The sequence below is a fragment of the Pseudoalteromonas sp. BSi20652 genome (assembly GCF_000239855.1).
Lineage (GTDB): Bacteria > Pseudomonadota > Gammaproteobacteria > Enterobacterales > Alteromonadaceae > Pseudoalteromonas.
In genome coordinates this window covers 1-18,253 of sequence record NZ_BADT01000041.1, presented here as the reverse complement: position 1 = coordinate 18,253, position 18,253 = coordinate 1, and the positions used below count along the sequence as shown (strand labels likewise).

Genomic DNA, 18,253 nt, shown 5'->3' with positions numbered 1-18,253 from the left:
TTTTAAAACGCACACAATAAATAATAACATTGAGCCACATAAGCCGTTGTATTTTATACGTAGCTAAGCCATGCTATTTGTCTATACGTTTTTAGGATAAGCATGTGTTAGAAATAGCGTTAATATACTTAGCAGCAGCCATAGTCGCTGTGCCTATTGCAAAACGAGTCGGACTTGGCTCAGTGTTAGGTTACTTAATTGCCGGTATACTTATTGGCCCTTATGCGCTCGGTGTTGTGGGCGATCAAACCGATGTAATGCACTTCGCTGAATTTGGCGTAGTAATGATGCTATTTTTAGTTGGCCTTGAACTACAACCTTCGCGTTTATGGAAACTTCGCCACTCTATTTTAGGGCTCGGTGGCTTACAGGTTGCGCTATCGGCAGCGGCTATTTTTGCGTTTTGTTATTGGTTTTTTGCCATGCATTGGCAAACTGCACTCGCCATTGGTTTAATGCTCGCGTTGTCGTCAACCGCTATTGTGCTACAAAGCCTTGAAGAAAAAGGCTGGCTAAAGCGCGAAGCCGGCCAAAATGCATTTTCTGTATTGCTGTTTCAAGACATCGCCATTATTCCTATTTTAGCCCTATTGCCACTGCTCGCATTTGCCCCGCAAACTAGCACAAAAGACATTAGCGACTCCATCATTGCAAGCTGGCCTGTATGGCAACAAGTCTGTGTATCAGTTGCAGTTATTGCCGCTATTATTGCGGGCGGTAAATATGTATCGGCCCCGTTATTTAGATATATTGCCCAAACGCACATGCGTGAAATATTTACTATTTTTGCACTGTTTTTAGTGGTCGCTATTGCGCTAGTTATGCAAAGTATTGGTTTATCGCCTGCACTGGGGACTTTTTTAGCCGGCGTTGTACTTGCTGAGAGTGAATTTAAACACGAATTAGAAGCCGATATAGAGCCCTTTAAAGGCTTACTGTTAGGATTGTTTTTTATAACTGTTGGCGCATCAATTAACTTTGAGCTGCTATTTAACGAGTTTAGTACCGTTATAGGCTTAGTGGTTTTACTCATTGTAGTTAAAGCCTGCATTTTATTTGCCCTTGCTGTTACCTTTAAAATTAACAGAAAACAGCAGTTATTATTTGCCTTAGCGCTCGCCCAAGGGGGTGAGTTTGCCTTTGTACTTTTAAGTGTAACCACTACGCTAAGCATTTTAACGCCAGAACAAACAAGCTTAGTGACCCTTGTCGTTGCTGTATCAATGTTAGTGGCCCCGCTGTTGTTAATGGCGTACGAACGACTCGAAAAACGCAGCCATACCAATGCGCCAGAGTTCGACAAGCCAGAGCAAATTAGCACTGCCAAACACGTTATTATTGCGGGCTACGGACGTTTTGGACAAATTATGGGGCGTTTACTGCACGCCCAAGGCTACGAAATAACCGTACTTGACCACAGTCCAAGCCAAATAGAATTACTACGCCGTTTTGGTAACACCGTATTTTATGGCGATGCCGCACGCCAAGAACTCCTTGAAGCCGCAGGCGCTCATACAGCACAAATGCTGGTTGTTGCCATTGACGACCCAGACAAAACCATTGAAATAATTAAGCTTGCACACAAAAACTACCCACAATTAAAAATTGTTGCTCGCGCAATCGACCGCCGCCACGCATACAAATTACTTAATTTAAAAGTAGATGCGTTTAACCGCGAAACGGTCGACTCAGCGATTAACTTAGCCGTAGAAGCACTGGAGCTACTTGGAAACAACAAACAAGACGCCGAGCGCGCTGGCAAGCTATTTAGAGAACACGACCGCGCTGCCGTTATACAACTTGCTGCATTATGGGGAGACGATGCAAGCTACGGCGTAGCCGTGCGCCAACGCATGGAAGATTTAAAACAAGTTCTGCAACAAGATAAACAAGCACAAAGCGATTTAAATACCTGCGACAGCGGCGACTGCGAAGACGGCTTAACAGAAGTAGCGAGTAAGCCTAAAAAGCCTGATGATGCTCATCTTGAGTAGCGTCTAAAAACTGATATGTGCTATTAGCGTGAGTTAATAGCACTGTGAGTAAGTGCCACAATCAAATAAGATACCTAAAAGCATGGCTGTACTTTAGCTAGTGTTCAAAGCGCTGATATGTTCCACGCCAGTCTGCGTGTTCAGGATATTTAATCTTATAAGCATTTATTTCAGCCTTAGAAGCGTACTGAAAATAGATAGAGAAATAGTCACTTATGTAGCTTTCGCCGTCACCCATTCTCCTAAATATATCGCTCGGATGATAATTTGGAAACTTAATCCAAGGCGGTTTTGGCGGAGTATGCTTTAACTCATTTTCATAGCGCTCTTTAAGCATTTTATTCCAAGCAGCTCTATGCTCTAGATACTTACCCCATTGTTCATCGGTAGTGTTAGCTTGTTTTTCACTTCCCATTGATGAAATAGGTATCAGCATTAAAATAAACACTAAGACGGTGTAAATATTTATAAAATGACGCATTACTAAATATGGGCTTTAATTAAAGCTTTTAGTTCTTCTTTTTCGGCTTCGTTTGTAAATGTGCTAGCTGGGATTATTAAAGCCAATAGCTTGTCTATAAATATATATAAATCGCCTTTATTTTCTTCAGTTGCCTCAACGGCTTGCCATTTATAAAAGTAACGTCCTAGATGATTAGTCTCGCAAATGCCATCAGCCTGAAATTCAATTGTTTTATCGCCAATCATTACGCCATTTTCATTAGGAATAGATTGCTTTTTTAACTTATTAATATTGTATAAAAATACAATAATAAATATTAAAAATGGCACTGCTACAATTAACCCACTTGGCCAATGAAAGTTAGAAAGGCGAATAGACTCGACCTGAAAGATAGTCATAAAAACAACAGTTGTTACAAACCAAACAATCACATTTTTTATAAACCCTAAACCTTTTTTACCTTGAGGCGTACACAGCCTTTTTATTGCAAAATCAGCATAGTCGGTGTAATTTTTTTTAGTAACAGTGATAGATTTGATCATAAAAAATGAATCCTAACTTTGTTTAAACATAGCGAACTACTTAAGCTATATAAATATAAGACCAAACAAAACCCGAACAAACTATTTCAAGCGCTTTGATCGACGTTTAAAAATAATTTAATAATTCGATCTATTTTAGTGGTGGTGGGGGCGCGATGATCATTTCTGGTTGATTTACTCTGAGCAACTCTTTTAAATTTAACTGTATTCTTTCACCACACATTACAATTCCTTTTTTGTCTTTTGTTGTTGAATAACCAAGTACTATATTTAATAAATCTAATTTCTCAGGATTAACTTGAAAAAACACCTTGTAATAACCTTCATAACTATTAGCTTCAGTAAAATCCAAGTCTGCTAATAAAGTACCTTTTATCACTACTATAAATGACGTTAAATAATAGCCCTTAAATATCTCAGGTACGTAGACATCATAACCAGCAAAGTTACCTACGCTATAGTCTTCATTTATTTTTGCAAAAGAGGCTGATTGACCTAGTTCATCATTGCCGCAGGCAAATAATAAGTTAGTCCATAAAAAACATATAACTAGAAGTACTCGCATTAAAGTCCCCATATAACAGCTTTGTTAATAGACATTTTTGCAAACGTCCCTATTGCGTGGACATCTATTAATATCAAATAGTGTAAATTATTGCCAACTATAAATATTATGCTTCTGATGGTGTGCGTTTTATAAAAATAGGAAAGTGTTTGTTTTATTACTTGGGTGGGAATGGCTTAAATTAATCTACTTTTGAATACCTACTTGCAGCTCATAGCCGCCTGTCATTTTTTAACTATGAGCTACAACACTTAAAAACCTAGTGGTGATGTCCGCCTTGAATAACCTCGCCCTGCTGTTTATAAAAGCCAGTTGCGCCGTGCTCTATAAAACCAAGGTTTATCATTTTAGCTAAAAATGGGTCACCTTCGTTATCGCCAATGTCGGCGTAATCGGTGGTTTGAAAGCGATCCCACTGTGCAAATTGAGCACTAATTAATGGCTCATCAGTGCTTACATTATTAAGGCTAAGTAAGGTAGTTGTTTGGCTTTTTTTATTACTAATACTAAATGTTTTTACTAATTTTGAATGCGTATAAAAGGCAAGGTTAAAGTCGTTGCCATTTTCGCTCAATGTATAGTTTTTTACTTCATCACAGCCTGTGCCTTGCGTTTTTGTAAGGGTCATTTTTTTAATTAAGTGATTATCCACCAGCTGACTTTTAGCACTCCAATTTTGTACACCGCGTACTTCAGATGGTTGGTATTCAATACCGCGTTGCTGGGCATTAAAGTAACGTATTGGTCGTATTTGATTATTGGCTAAGTGCTGCCAAAGCTCGGTTATTACTTCACTTTGATGTGCTACTTGCTGATCGTTTCGCCAAAGGGTAAGTGACTCGCTACTTTGCTGCGCTTTATGGCTGTTGGTAATTTTATAATTCGCTTTTAAATGCTTGGCATCAATATCACATTGCGAGGCAAAGCTACTTGTACTTACAAGCGTGGCAATTATTAATAACGCTTTTTTCATTTAGCTATCTCTTATTTATATTTCAAGTTTATGGCAATAACATAACGATTATAAATGTCAGTTTAATGACAAAAACCCCGCAAAGTAGGCGGGGTTTTTTATTTAGATATATTTAACTAAATTTATAACTAGCCAGTATTTATTGCGCTAGTTTTTCGTCAGCTGTTTTAACTAGGTCAGCGGCAAAGTCCATTACATGGAATAAAAAGCTTTGCTCGTTAGTGCCTGTTACTAAATGCGCACCTGGGCCCATTGCGTATACACCTACATCTTCACCCGCGTGGGTTTCTGAACTAAGTGGTACTAGTGACTCTTGGTGAAAGCCCGGTGTGGTTGTATCAACATTTGTTAAATCAACACGCCCTGTAACCGGTGCAAAGGCGTAACCTGCATCGGCATCGGTCTCGCTGCCTAGGTTTCTAAAACCACCACCATTGGTGTAGCCAACTGTTGTATAAGGCATATCGTCGGCAGCTAAGCTTGGTTCAGTGGCGCCAACCGCTACTACTTTGCCTAATATTGGGTTACCACGTTTTGGGTAGCCTGCAATAGTAAATACGTGGCTGTGGTCAGCGGTCACTACAATCAGTGTTTCTTCTGGGTTAGTGCTGTCCATCGCAGCTTTAACGGCTTTAGCAAATTCAATGGTGTCGTTAAGCGCGTTGTATGCATTACCTGCGTGGTGCGCGTGGTCTATTCGTCCTGCTTCTACCGATAAGAAAAAGCCCTTATCGTTGTTGTTAAGCACTTTAATTGCTTTTTCAGTCATTTGCGAAAGTGAAGGCTCGCCCGCTACATCGTTTGCACGGTCTGCTTCGTATTGCATGTGGGATTCGTTAAATAAACCAAATACCTTTGTAGCATCGTCGCTAATTGCATCAAACCCTGTTTGGTCCATTACATAGTTGCCATTAGGATAAGTAGCTTGCCATTCGGTTACTAAATTACGGCCATCGGTACGATCCCCTTCAACCGTGCTGATTGCATCGCTTGAATTTGCAGCAGCATCTTTTGGTAAAAAGTGACGACGACCGCCACCCATTACAACATCAATACCGTCTACATCAATGCCTGCAAAACGTGCTTCTAGGTTGGCTTCAAAGTTAACAAGTTGCGATGCAATGTCTTCACATGCGTCTGAGCCTGCTGGCATATCTGAGTTATCTTCCCAGTTACGACCAGCCGATTTAGCATACGTTGCCGCAGGGGTTGCGTGGGTAATACGCGCGGTTGAAATAAGACCGGTTGCTTTACCTGCTATTTCAGCAAGCTCAAGCGAGGTCACCAGTTCGTTACCGGTAACGGTTGAACAAATACCGCGCTCAATGTCTTCGTCTACACCGATTACGCCAACATCGGTTTTAACACCTGACACCATAGCCGTCATTGTGCCTGCTGAATCGGGTGTTTGTGCATCTACGTTGTATGTTTTAACAAAGCCTGAGTAAGGCATGGTTTCAAAACTAAGTTGGTAGTCTTCACCCATGCCGCCTTCAAGCTGGCCTGCTAAAATACGTGCAGCTGTAACGGTAGAAATTCCCATACCGTCGCCTACAAATAAAATAACGTTTTTAGCTTTGCCCGACTCTGTAACCACTTCGGTATTAGCTTGCTGTGTTGCTGTTAACTTAGTTTGCGCATCGCTATACCATGCGTTACCTGTAAGGTTAGCTAATTGCTCTGTAGTTAGCGACGTTGCCGGCGCATTACACACTAGGTTAGATGAGTTAACTTCGTCGCTATCAAGCACGCCATTTTCGTTTGTATCTACGCCCACTTGGGTTTCTACACCGCCATTTATACATTGCGCTGAGCCCACGGCTATGACGTTGTCTAATGCGATAATGTTATTATCGCTTTTATCGTCATCACTTGAACAACCCGCTAGCGCGACCATTACTGCTAAAGAAAGTACTGTTAATTTTTTCATGTTCGCCGCCATTATTGCTGAGTTAATTCAAGAGCTTGACTAATTAAATGAAATACAACGTTTTGCTCAATAACACCTTGAGCAAGTTGTGCACCTGGGCCTTTAGCATGCAATGAAATATCTTCACCAGCATGCGTTTCAGAACCCAGTGGTACGGTTGTTTCTTGGTGAAAACCCGGGGTTGTTGTGTCAACACCGTTTAACTCAACACGCCCAGCGACAGAGCCGCTTAAGTACGCTGCGTCGGCGTCTGTTTCATCACCTAGGTCTCTAAAACCGAGTCCGTTTGCATAACCTACCGTGGTGTATGGCATGTCGTCGGCGGCAAGGCTTGGCGCTGTTTGGCCTACTGCAACTACTTGGCCTAAAATTGGATTACCACGCTTAGGGTAGCCTGCAATAGTAAATACATGGCTGTGATCGGCAGTGACTAAAATAAGGGTTTCTTCTGGGTTGGTATTATCGATTGCGGCTTGCACTGCATTGGCAAATTCAATGGTGTCGTTAAGTGCATTGTAAGCGTTGCCCGCGTGATGTGCGTGGTCAATTCGGCCCGACTCAACCGTTAAGAAGAAGCCGTTTTCGTTTTTACCCAATACCTCAATCGCTTTAGTGGTCATTTCGGTAAGTGAGGGCTCGCCTGCCACGTCGTTTGCGCGATCGGCTTCGTATTGCATGTGCGATTCGTTAAATAAACCAAATACTTTAGTGGCATCGTCTGCTATTGCATCAAAGCCTGTTTGATCCATTACGTACGTGGCGTCTGGGTATTGTGTTTGCCACTCAGTAACAAGGTTACGCTCATCGGTGCGGTCGCCTTCAACAGCGCTCACTGCGTCGCTTGAATTAGCCGCAGCATCTTTTGGTAAAAAGTGACGACGACCGCCACCCATTACAAAATCAAGACCGTCTACGTCGGTGCCTAAAAAGCGCGCTTCTAGATTTTTTTCAAAGTTAACCAGTTGCGATGCAATATCTTCACAGGCTTCTGAACCTGCTGGCATATCTGAGATATCTTCCCAGTTACGGTCTGCCGATTTAGCATACGTTGCCGCTGGCGTTGCATGGGTAATACGCGCGGTAGAAATAACACCTGTTGCTAGGCCTTTAATTTCAGCTAGTTCTGTTGCCGTTAAAAGCTCGTTACCTGCAACTGTTGAACACACACCACGTTCAATATCTTCGTCTACACCTATTACACCTACATCGGTTTTAACACCTGAGATCATTGCGGTCATTGTGCCGGCAGAATCGGGAGTTTGTGCATCTACGTTGTAGGTTTTAACTTGCGCAGAGTATGGAAATTCTTCAAAGCTTAAATAGCCTTCTTCACCTGGGTTGCCTGCTCGTTGGCCTTTTAAAATACGTGCTGCCGTAAGGGTAGAAATACCCATGCCGTCACCCACAAATAAAATCACGTTTTTTGCTTTTGTAACTTGTGCACTTTGTGCCTGAGTATTTTTAGTAGCTAACGTAGTTTGTGCGTTTGTATACCAGTTATTATCTGTTTGGCTTTGTGGCAATACATTGGCATGGCTAGCGGCGCTAAACGCAAATGTTAGCGCGATTGCCGCAGCGACTTTTTTAATTTTCATCCGTAATTCCCATTGTTTAGTGGTTATTCAAAAAAGATCAACCGCAGCACTATAGAAAACAGATGTGACTGATAAAGGTAATTTTGATGAAAGTAAGATGACTAAACTATGACGAAAATAAGTCACAAAAAAACACAATATGAAAAGCGATCCACTTTTTATAAAGGACGTTGTTTTAATAACCTGAACTTTGGATAATAAATCCATCTCCGCAGCTATTTTCAGCGCTAGAGAAATGAATTTAAATATTATTATGACTCAATTAGGCCGTGTTCCGGTTGAATATAAAACGCATTTAGTACTAACAATCTATTTTAACGAATATAAATCGCGACAACTTATACACCGTTATTTAAGTAACAACTACACACTTGCTATGCTCCTTTTTCCTTAAAGCCCTTTGAATTACCTTCTGAATGCTTGGTTTGGTTGTTTTTAGCTGATTTAGTTAATAACTCAAAGATAATATAAAAAAATGTAGACAATAATTAAGTGACTTTTACTCGTCTCTTTTTACTTGGTTTCATTAATTATTAAAGTCCTTCAAAAACAACTTAACCATATAATTTAAATAAGTTTAATTAAAATAAGCACATAAATTAAACACGTTAATCCATATGTAAATCGCCAACATCTTTTTAAGCAAATTTGCTATCTCATTAAAAATTAAATAAATATAAAGCTTGGCGTATTCACAAACATGCTGTTATCCTGCTCGGCATCGGGTTGATGAAAACCCAATTTATTTGTAAGTACCACGTTGTTATTAGTAATAATCCTTCGCGTTATCCTCAGTTAAATGCACGTTTTCTTCCTGTTAAATCGCCTAATTTAAGGCACAATTATATTAATTCTTAGGATACTATTATGTCTAATACTACAACTGGTACAGTTAAATTTTTTAATGAAGCAAAAGGTTTTGGTTTTATCGAGCAAGAGTCTGGCCCAGATGTGTTCGCACATTTCAGCGCAATCTCTGGCGACGGTTTCAAAACTTTAGCTGAAGGCCAACGTGTACAGTTTACTGTTACTCAAGGTCAAAAAGGCCCACAAGCCGAGAACATTGTTAGCATCTAATTGCTACACAATTTAATGGGTTAGCAATAACCCATTTTGAATACTAGTTTGAAAGAAGTTCTGTTTTATTTGTTAGTACCGAGTTGTTTTAGTAATAATCCTGCACGATATCCTCAAGTTAACTATTTTTTCCGGCTCAATCGCCTCTTTTCAGGCACACTTATATTAATTTTTTAGGATACATATTATGTCTAATACAACTACTGGTTCAGTAAAATGGTTTAACGAAGCAAAAGGTTTTGGTTTTATCGAGCAAGAATCTGGCGCAGACGTGTTCGCACATTTTAGCGCAATCTCTGGCGACGGTTTCAAAACTTTAGCTGAAGGCCAACGTGTACAGTTTACTGTTACTCAAGGTCAAAAAGGCCCACAAGCCGAAAACATTGTTAGCATCTAATTGCTACACAATTTAATGGGTTAGCAATAACCCATTAATATATTTACCTTTATAATTATTTAGTCAAATATCTTCAAAACCTCCTCTGTAAATATTTTCCAAGCGCAATCTCATTTGTATACACAACTCATTAATTAGTACATTTTTAAACACATTTACTACTATCTCTCTTGAGCGAAAGCTTTGTATTGCCTACAATAGCGCATACTTCATTCAATATAGAATATGACCATGAACGACACTACCGCAAAACCTGCTTTACCAGATCGCCTTTCTATTAATCCACGTAGCCCACATCATGTGGAAGACGTTTTTGAACACGATATTGGTATCACGTTCAACGGCAAAGAGCGTTTTGATGTTGAAGAATACTGCATCAGCGAAGGTTGGATAAAATTTGCATCTCCAAAAGGCCTTGATCGTCGCGGACAACCACTTTTACTTACAAGAAAAGGCACTGTTGAAGCCTTTTATAAGTAAACTAATAATGCTTACTAAAAAAAGCGACACCTTATTAGGTAGTCGCTTTTTTTGTGCTTGTTAAAAATAATTTAATTGTATTATACCAATCTGCTTATATATGGGGTCTATTTAACGTTAAGAAAATTACGCTAGAGCTAGGAAAAAATTTTTGTATCTAGTTGTTCTAAATAAAAAATTTTTAACGACGTTATAGTGCAATTTAATTCGTTAAATTGCTCAAAGATTTATGCAGGTTGGTATTTATATTCGCTTTACCCAGCACCCAATCTAAGCCTTGGATTGCTGTTGTTGGAAATGCGGTTGCATGAATAGCCTCTTCAATAACAACACTTTTTAATTCTATATTGTCACTTTTAAGCGCTTTTATTTTTTGCACTAATTGCTGCGCCCCTTCAACCATATTTTGCCCTTCGCCAAAAGCTGGCGTTTCCATTGCTCCAACTGATATATATACCCTTATAGGCAATTTTGGCTTATTCACTTTTAACGCTAATAGTGCATTGTTATCAAACCAAACCGATGGGCTGCCAATAATATAATTGCTAAATAAATCCGGTGTCGTTAATAAAATAGTCGCGCCAAATAAACCGCCTAACGAATGCCCCATGTAGGTTCTTTGTAAGTTACTGGCCCGATAGTTTTTTTCAATAAAAGGGAAAACTGTACTTTGTAAAAACTGAATATGCCCTTTGGCATTACCTGTTTGCTTTTTCCAACTTTTTGCAAAGGTAGGCGTGTAATCTCTAATTCGGCTGTTAGAGCCAGCGGACCCTTTTTCATAGCCAATTGCTACAATAATAGCCTGTTGCATTTTGCCACTATTCATAGGGAATCGTGTAGCCCCAGCAACGATGGGAAAGGTATACGGTGCATCGGTTACATAAATAACTGGATACGTTTTATCAGGCTTATTTTTATATGACTTAGGCAATTGAATGTAAACAGAGTAAACACGGTCGGTTGAAAGTTCTGTAAGTTGAATAACGTTGCTTCTGGGGATTTCGTATGGGGTATTAGCGCTTAATTTAAAGCAGGCTAGGGCACAAATTACTAATATTAGTTTGGATAATAAATTCACTTAATTTCTTTTTATAGGTTATAGCTGTATTTATGTACGTATAAGATAGCATTAAAAAGGCAGCGTCTCATAGAGATAGCTGCCTAATATAAAGTAACTATAAATAACTACTTACGGCGCCAGCCACTCCATACATCATCTATATCATCGGCTTTATTTTTTTCTTTTTCTTGCCCGTACCTTCTGGTTTTGCCATTGGCTTTTCATTTTTAAGCGCCTCGGCAGCATCAAGATTAGCTTGGTTAACGGCAAAGCCGGTTACTTCTTCACGTTCAAGGCGAAGCTTGTTTTTCTTCTCGATTATTTTGAAGTGATGCAAATCTTCATAATCAATTAACGATAACGCTAAGCCCACTTCGCCAGCACGGCCACTTCGGCCAATACGGTGCATGTAATCAGCAGGACTGCGTGGTAGATTAAAGTTTATTACCACTGGCAGCTTTTCAATATCCAAACCACGTGCTGCAATATCGGTTGCGATAAGTACTTCGATTTCGCCCGCTTTAAATTTTTCTATTACGCGAGTACGCTCACTTTGGCCTTTATCACCATGAAATACCTGTGCGTTAACACCGCGTTTTTCAAGCTTAGCCGCTAAATGCTCACAGTCTTTTTTCGCGTTCACAAAAATCAATGCTTGGCGCCATTTATGTGTTTTAATTAAATGCGCTAAAACCGTGGTTTTTTCGCCTTTATTAACCGTAAACACGCGTTGAACAAGCGTGCTTTCTTCTTTGTTTTGTACTTGTATTTCAACTGGGTTAGTTAATAGCTCTTGCGTTAATTGTGTTACTTGCTCTGGGAAAGTAGCAGAAAACAACATGGTTTGTTTTTTAGCTGGCATAAGAGCCAACAAATTAGCCAGTTCTTCGGTAAAGCCAAGACTTAGCATACGGTCGGCTTCATCAAGCACAAGGGTATTTACTTTATCGAGCTTAATAGCATTGCTTGAGATTAAATCGAGCAAACGCCCAGGTGTTGCCACTATAATATCAGCACCGCCGCGTAGAGCCTGCATATGCGTATTAACCGACACACCACCAAACACGGCTACCGTTTTAATTGCGCCATTAAAGTTAGCAGAATACGACTTAACGCTATCGGCCACTTGCGTAGCAAGCTCACGGGTAGGTACCAAAATAAGCCCCGTTACAAAGTTACCTTTGCTCGCTGCTTTTTTAGCGCCTTGCTCAAGGAAAGCTTTTTGCAACATAGGTAATGCAAACGTTGCTGTTTTACCCGAGCCCGTATTTGCCCCTGCAATTAGGTCACTGCCCGCAAGCACACTAGGTATAGCCTTAGCTTGAATTGGCGTAGGTTGGCTGTATTCCAAATCGGTTAAACGAGCTAGTAGCTCTGGGATAAGGCCAAGTTCGGTAAACGTGCTAGGGCTTGCGGCTGAGGTCATATTTATTACGGGCTTATTGCTAAAAAAGTAGCCTGTAATTTTAGCGTATTTAGCACGTATTAAGTAGGGGTTAGTGGTTTAAATAATATTTAGCTACAACTAGTAAAAAGACGCTTGCGCGTCGTTTTTATTTAACAGTAACTAAAAACTCTAGTTACGCTTATCAAACTCTGCCTGCAACCTAGCTTTTGTTTCTTTTAAGTAATTTATATAAGGGTATGAATCGTCTGCAATTGCTAAAGCAGATTCCATATTCTCAAGCGCTTGGCGAGTGTTACCTTGCATTTCATAGCCATAAGATAAGGCTGAAAGCGCATCGACTGATTTAGGATGATTTTTTATATTGTACTTAAACACCTCTATAGCACGGGTAAACTGCTTGCTGTCCGTTAAGTTGTAACCTAGTAATCTAACAGCGCGATCTGGTGGAGATATTTGCTCACCCCATTGCTGAGATAAGTTTTGATAATAAGTATCAATAGACGCTAAATCGTTAGTTAACGCACTCATTGGCATATGCTTAGGTAAAAATAAATTGTGGTAAGCATTAAAGGCCCCAGCGGCAGATGTTAAGTTATGCGATACATTATTAAATGCATCACTGAAAAAGCGTAAATTAGTCAAGCTATCAGATTGCAAAGCTTTCTTAAGTTCATCGTATCTTTCACGCATTATGCCGGCTTCTTCACCAATATTTATATAAACATAGTTATTCAGATCTTTTGATTTATTGATAAACGATTTAGTCGCTTTTACCGGAGCGCCATAGTTCCACCAAACAGCAGGGCTGTAAGCAATATGCGCTTGGAAAAGTTCAGGGTTAGTTTGCAACGCGTATAGCGCAAATACACCTCCAGCAGATGCGCCAGAAATCACTTTATAATTATGCGTACGATAGTTCTTATTAACTAAAGGAATGAGCTCTTGCTCAATAAATGCTAAAAACTTTCCTGCGCCACCGCCTTCACCAACAGGGCCCTGTGGCTCTTTATTCACTGTAGGGTAAAAATCTCTAAGCCGATTAGTGTTTTCAATAGCGACAATAATGAGCTCTGGCGCACGATTATCATTTTGTAAACGCTCCATCACTGCACTTATAAGCGGTATGTTACCCGCGCCATCTAGGCGATAAATAACTGGATAAACTTTGTTTGGATTAGCTTGGTAACTCTTTGGAAGCTGGACTACAACGGTACGTTGCTCATTTAAAATTGCTGAATTAATAGTATGTGTTTGTTGCGTATAGCTAATGGTTTGCTGTTTTAAATCAGGCTCTGCAAGTGTGCTATTAGAAACTATAAATAAGCTACATATAAAAATAGCAGTGAATAAACGCATGACTAATCCTTTAATAAATATGTATTAATGAAGCCAACAAGTTATAGATCAAAAAGAAAGTTATACTTCATTAAGTTCAGCCTCTAGAGGCTAGTTTACATCGGAGAGGGGGCATGAGATACTTGAATTGGTAAATAATTTAAAAAACAACAAGGAATGTTATGGGTTCATCAAAGGATATGAGCATTGTAAAAAAGGCAGGAATTGCAGGTAGAATAGCTTCTGTCGGTCATTTCGTATATCGCCAATTCATCGGTAATCATAAAGATGCGAACGAAGCTTACTCCAGAATTTTCCCAACAATCAAACTCACTATTCAGAGTTATGGTCGTAATTCAAATGAAGCTAGCGAATTATTGAAAATACTCGCAAATCTTGCGCCTGCAGGTGCTATTAGAAGAAACTTTACTAAAAGATATATAAGTAGTAGCGAAGGCTGGTTAAAATTACCAAAAAACCCAAATGATATACCTTATGGTTTTTGGTATTAGTATTATGAAAAGCAACACTTTTTGGTATGGGTTTCTTCTGTTACTTTTAACTACCACAGGCTATGATATCTACACTTCATCATTCAATGTTAGTTTACAAACAACTCATCCAACATGGCTTAGTTACCTAACTCTTACTTTGGACACTCTGACTGTTGGCGCATGCTTAGGCATTATCTATAAGCGTTATTTTTTGCATCATTTTATTTGGCTATTAATTATATTCGCTCAAATAACGACTGTTTTACTGACTCTTTATTATGAGTTTACTGCTGGCGGCTATACTACCAGTGAAATGTTAATGCTCTCTAACATCATTTTCTTTGTTGCCTTAATTTTCTTATATCCTCTTATTACTTATTATCAAGTAGTTAAATTACACTCCAAACCATGCAATCCTGACTTGCAATAAAGATCTATTAATTGAGATGAAGTTATTGAGTTAATGGCACAAAAAAAGGCGCATTAAGCGCCTTTTTATCTTTAACAGGTAATTACCAACCTTTTGATTTTACTCAACCGTAACCGATTTAGCTAAGTTACGTGGTTGGTCAACGTCGGTACCTTTAATTACCGCTACGTAGTACGACAGTAACTGCAATGGCAGTGTATAAACAATTGGCGCAATAATATCGTCAGTGTGGTTTACGTTGATTACACGCATTGTGTCGTCTGACTCAAAGTGTGAATTTTTATCTGCGAATACGTAAATAATGCCGCCACGTGCGCGTACTTCTTCTACGTTTGATTTAAGCTTCTCTAATAGCTCATTGTTTGGCGCTACAACAATAATTGGCATGTCGGCATCAATAAGTGCGAGTGGCCCATGTTTTAGCTCGCCAGCGGCGTAAGCTTCTGCATGAATATACGAAATTTCTTTAAGTTTAAGTGCGCCTTCCATTGCAATTGGGTACTGTGAACCACGACCTAAAAACAGTGAGTGATGCTTGTCGGCAAATTCTTCTGCAAGGTCTGCAATGCCATCAGCGAGTAATAATGTTTCTTCAAGTTTAGCTGGTAGTACTTTAATCGCATTTACAATGGCACTTTGATCAAGCTGCTTTTCTTGCGCGATAGACGCAGTAAGCATTAACAAACCAACTAATTGTGTTGTAAATGCTTTAGTCGAGGCTACGCCTATTTCTGCGCCTGCTTTGGTCATAAAGGCAAGGTCTGATTCGCGTACAAGCGATGAACCAGGTACGTTACAAATAGTCATTGAGGCCATGTAACCTTGCTCTTTAGCTAGGCGTAATGCAGCTAGCGTATCGGCAGTTTCACCCGATTGAGAAATAGTAACAAGTAAGCTATTTTCATGTACAAACGACTGACGGTATCTAAATTCAGAAGCTATTTCTACATTACAGCTAACACCCGCGAATTGCTCAAGCCAGTAACGTGCAACCATACCTGAATGGTAAGACGTACCACAGGCAATAATTTGTACGTGTTTTACATCTTTAAATATTTGCTGAGCGCTTTCGCCAAATGCATCAATTGCCACGCGGTCGTCGTTTAAACGCCCTTCAAGCGTATTACGTACAGCAAGTGGCTGCTCGTAAATTTCTTTTAGCATGTAATGACGGTAATCGCCTTTACCTGATGCATCTTGCGTAATGTTTGATTCAATCACTTCACGCTCTACAGCATCGCCATTTTCATCAAAAATTTCCACTGTGTCACGTGTAATACGCGCTACGTCGCCTTCTTCTAAAAAGATGAAGCTACGAGTAACTGGTAATAATGCTAACTGATCAGACGCAATAAAGTTTTCGCCAAGGCCTAAACCAATAACAAGAGGGCTACCTGAGCGCGCTACAATGATTTCGTTGTCGTTGTCTTTATCAAATACAACGGTACCAAAAGCGCCTTCAAACTGTTTAACAGCTGCTTGTACTGCTGCAAGTAACGTTGTGTGTTGCTTACGAAGTTGGTGAATTAAATGCACCATTACTTCAGTATCAGTTTGCGATAAAAACTCGTATCCATCAGCCTTTAAAGCCGCACGTAATGTAGCGTGGTTTTCAATTATACCGTTATGTACAAGTGCTAATTGATTATTTGAAACATGTGGATGTGCATTTGCTTCTGTAACGCTACCATGTGTTGCCCAGCGCGTATGTGCAATACCTGTATGACCGCTAACGCCTGCTTTTTCTAGAGCTGCTTCTACATTAACCACTTTACCTACTGCTTTAACAGTATTAAGTGTGTTGCCATTAAGCAGTGCTACGCCTGCTGAGTCGTAACCACGGTATTCAAGACGCTTAAGCCCTTCAATCAGTATTCTATTTACTGGACGTTCTGCAACTGCCCCAACGATTCCACACATAGTCTCTCCAATAATTTTGTATATTTACCACTTTGTGGCTATTCAATAAATTCAGCGCAAATTAGTTTTACACCACATGCCTCAATCGCTTTGCGTTTATCATCAGCCAAGCCACAATCGGTTATTAATGTGGTTACTGTTTGCCACGGTAATTCTAAATTTGGTATTTTTCGGCCAATCTTGTCTGATTCAACCATAACTATTACTTCACGAGCGGCTTTTGCCATAACTTGGCTTAAACCAACTAGCTCGTTAAAGGTCGTTGTGCCACGTTTTACGTCTATACCATCAGCACCAATAAAAAGCTGATCAAAATCATAAGAGCATAGAACATTTTCAGCTACTTGCCCTTGAAACGATTCTGAATGCGGATCCCACGTGCCACCTGTCATCAAAAGTGTTGGTTCGTTTTCAAGTGCTAATAAACGCGTTGCCACTTTAATCGCGTTAGTCATAACAACTAACCCCTGCTTGGTAGCCAATTCAGGGATCATCGCCGCAGTGGTGCGCCCACTGTCTATAATAATACGATTATGATCTTTTATAAGCGCGGCTGCCGCTTTAGCAATGGCTACTTTACGCTTTGAGTCTATTTCGTCGCTTACTATCTCTTTAGGCAATGCAATAGCTCCACCATAACGGCGAAGTAATAAGCCACTTTTTTCAAGCGCGGTTAAGTCTTTTCGAATGGTTACTTCTGATGTTTGAAACTGCTCAGCTAAACTATCTACAGCTACCTCGCCTAACTCATTAACTTGAGTAAGAATAAGGTGACGACGTTGCTGGGTGTTTCGTTTGGTCATAAGTAATTACAATTAAGTTTCGTTTCGAAAGTTAATTAATTTTAAACGAAACATTATAAATGGCAAGTGAATGCGTAAAAAAAGCACAGTTTTATTCAAATTATCATCATGCTTAAAGTAGGTTAAGCTAGGCACCATTATTTAAGTTAAACAAAATTGATATGCAGTCATTTAATAGTATTAGTAAAGATAATCTAGCACAGCGTAAAGCTGTGCACGAAATTTGCCGCTTATTTAATAAAAGCCCCAGTAAAGGTAATTTAAAGCGAATAAAGGAGTTATGCTCACACTGTGGTGATGGAGTAATTATTGAAGCGGGCTTTCATTGTGACTATGGCAGTCAAATACAAATTGGTGATCGTACTTTTATAAACATTAACTGTACTGTTTTAGATGCCCCTATTAGTGAGGGTGCAATTACCATTGGCAGTGATTGTTTAATTGGCCCGAACGTTCAGCTTTTAGCTGTGTCACATGCTACTAATCCAGCAGAAAGGCTTAATAAGAAAAACTTTGCGGCCCCTATTACAATAGGCAACAACGTTTGGATTGGCGCAGGTGTAATTATTATTGCTGGAGTTAATATAGGCGAAAATAGTATTGTGGGTGCGGGTGCTGTGGTTACTAAAAATGTAATGCCTAATACCGTGGTAGCGGGTAACCCAGCTCGTGAAATAAGAACACTATAGTTATTATAAATATATTTTTAGCGTCGGGAATCGCTACGCTAGCCCGACCTACGTGATATGTGTTCATGCCAGTGAGTGTTAATTGCGCACATTTC

General features: G+C 39.7%; 17 protein-coding genes and 1 pseudogene. 7 read left to right on the top strand and 11 right to left on the bottom strand.

What is annotated here, in order from left to right:
• Window positions 1–104 precede the first annotated feature (104 nt).
• The gene (locus tag P20652_RS14665; RefSeq protein ID WP_008166347.1) at window positions 105–1,994 is read left to right on the top strand and encodes a monovalent cation:proton antiporter-2 (CPA2) family protein; all 1,890 of its coding nucleotides are present in this window, start codon (window positions 105–107) and stop codon (window positions 1,992–1,994) included.
• 97 nt (window positions 1,995–2,091) lie between these two features.
• On the opposite strand, the gene P20652_RS14670 is transcribed toward P20652_RS14665, so the two are convergent.
• The 6 genes from P20652_RS14670 to P20652_RS14695 all read right to left on the bottom strand — a co-directional run bounded on the left by P20652_RS14670 (window position 2,092) and on the right by P20652_RS14695 (window position 8,062).
• Window positions 2,092–2,475: a hypothetical protein gene (locus tag P20652_RS14670; RefSeq protein WP_008166345.1), complete on the bottom strand. Its 384-nt coding sequence runs from the start codon at window positions 2,473–2,475 to the stop codon at window positions 2,092–2,094.
• Window positions 2,476–2,477: 2 nt separating this feature from the next.
• The gene (locus tag P20652_RS14675) at window positions 2,478–2,999 is read right to left on the bottom strand and encodes a YcxB family protein (RefSeq protein WP_008166343.1); all 522 of its coding nucleotides are present in this window, start codon (window positions 2,997–2,999) and stop codon (window positions 2,478–2,480) included.
• A gap of 130 nt (window positions 3,000–3,129) precedes the next feature.
• On the bottom strand, window positions 3,130–3,564 hold the full coding sequence (locus P20652_RS14680; protein WP_033017097.1) for a hypothetical protein: 435 nt from the start codon (window positions 3,562–3,564) through the stop codon (window positions 3,130–3,132).
• Window positions 3,565–3,823: 259 nt separating this feature from the next.
• Window positions 3,824–4,537, bottom strand: coding sequence for a hypothetical protein (locus P20652_RS14685; protein WP_008166339.1), 714 nt, complete (start codon window positions 4,535–4,537; stop codon window positions 3,824–3,826).
• Between the two features lie 139 nt (window positions 4,538–4,676).
• On the bottom strand, window positions 4,677–6,467 hold the full coding sequence (locus tag P20652_RS14690) for an alkaline phosphatase (RefSeq protein WP_008166337.1): 1,791 nt from the start codon (window positions 6,465–6,467) through the stop codon (window positions 4,677–4,679).
• A gap of 11 nt (window positions 6,468–6,478) precedes the next feature.
• Window positions 6,479–8,062, bottom strand: coding sequence for an alkaline phosphatase (locus P20652_RS14695; RefSeq protein WP_008166335.1), 1,584 nt, complete (start codon window positions 8,060–8,062; stop codon window positions 6,479–6,481).
• Between the two features lie 235 nt (window positions 8,063–8,297).
• On the opposite strand from P20652_RS14695, the gene P20652_RS20365 reads away from it, so the two are divergent.
• The 4 genes from P20652_RS20365 (at window position 8,298) to P20652_RS14710 (ending at window position 10,016) form a co-directional block, all read left to right on the top strand.
• On the top strand, window positions 8,298–8,456 hold the full coding sequence (locus tag P20652_RS20365) for a hypothetical protein (protein WP_158307893.1): 159 nt from the start codon (window positions 8,298–8,300) through the stop codon (window positions 8,454–8,456).
• A gap of 473 nt (window positions 8,457–8,929) precedes the next feature.
• Window positions 8,930–9,139 carry a cold-shock protein gene (locus P20652_RS14700; protein ID WP_006792548.1) on the top strand — a complete coding sequence of 70 codons (210 nt, stop codon included), beginning with the start codon at window positions 8,930–8,932 and terminating at the stop codon, window positions 9,137–9,139.
• A gap of 187 nt (window positions 9,140–9,326) precedes the next feature.
• Window positions 9,327–9,536 (top strand): cold-shock protein, encoded by a 210-nt coding sequence (locus P20652_RS14705; RefSeq protein WP_007580429.1) that lies wholly within the window; start codon window positions 9,327–9,329, stop codon window positions 9,534–9,536.
• A 231-nt stretch (window positions 9,537–9,767) separates the two neighbouring features.
• Complete coding sequence (locus tag P20652_RS14710; protein WP_007377376.1) at window positions 9,768–10,016, top strand: DUF3297 family protein; 249 nt, start codon at window positions 9,768–9,770, stop codon at window positions 10,014–10,016.
• A 202-nt stretch (window positions 10,017–10,218) separates the two neighbouring features.
• On the opposite strand, the gene P20652_RS14715 is transcribed toward P20652_RS14710, so the two are convergent.
• The 3 genes and pseudogenes from P20652_RS14715 to P20652_RS14725 form a co-directional block, all read right to left on the bottom strand.
• The gene (locus P20652_RS14715; RefSeq protein ID WP_008166328.1) at window positions 10,219–11,097 is read right to left on the bottom strand and encodes an alpha/beta hydrolase; all 879 of its coding nucleotides are present in this window, start codon (window positions 11,095–11,097) and stop codon (window positions 10,219–10,221) included.
• A gap of 107 nt (window positions 11,098–11,204) precedes the next feature.
• Window positions 11,205–12,505: pseudogene (locus P20652_RS14720) on the bottom strand (DEAD/DEAH box helicase).
• Window positions 12,506–12,655: 150 nt separating this feature from the next.
• Window positions 12,656–13,843 carry an alpha/beta hydrolase-fold protein gene (locus P20652_RS14725; protein WP_008166325.1) on the bottom strand — a complete coding sequence of 396 codons (1,188 nt, stop codon included), beginning with the start codon at window positions 13,841–13,843 and terminating at the stop codon, window positions 12,656–12,658.
• Between the two features lie 161 nt (window positions 13,844–14,004).
• Here P20652_RS14725 and P20652_RS17475 point away from each other — a divergent pair, with 161 nt between their 5' ends.
• Entirely contained in the window at window positions 14,005–14,334 is a 330-nt protein-coding gene (locus P20652_RS17475) for a hypothetical protein (RefSeq protein WP_033017096.1), read from the top strand.
• A 511-nt stretch (window positions 14,335–14,845) separates the two neighbouring features.
• Here the strand turns inward: P20652_RS17475 and glmS are convergent.
• Both glmS and P20652_RS14735 read right to left on the bottom strand, forming a co-directional pair.
• Window positions 14,846–16,666: a glutamine--fructose-6-phosphate transaminase (isomerizing) gene (gene glmS / locus P20652_RS14730; RefSeq protein WP_008166318.1), complete on the bottom strand. Its 1,821-nt coding sequence runs from the start codon at window positions 16,664–16,666 to the stop codon at window positions 14,846–14,848.
• A gap of 38 nt (window positions 16,667–16,704) precedes the next feature.
• Window positions 16,705–17,469, bottom strand: a complete 765-nt coding sequence (locus P20652_RS14735; protein WP_008166317.1) for a DeoR/GlpR family DNA-binding transcription regulator — start codon at window positions 17,467–17,469, stop codon at window positions 16,705–16,707.
• Between the two features lie 161 nt (window positions 17,470–17,630).
• Between P20652_RS14735 and P20652_RS14740 the strand changes: the two genes are divergently transcribed.
• Window positions 17,631–18,158, top strand: a complete 528-nt coding sequence (locus P20652_RS14740; protein ID WP_008166314.1) for a sugar O-acetyltransferase — start codon at window positions 17,631–17,633, stop codon at window positions 18,156–18,158.
• Window positions 18,159–18,253: the final 95 nt, after the last annotated feature.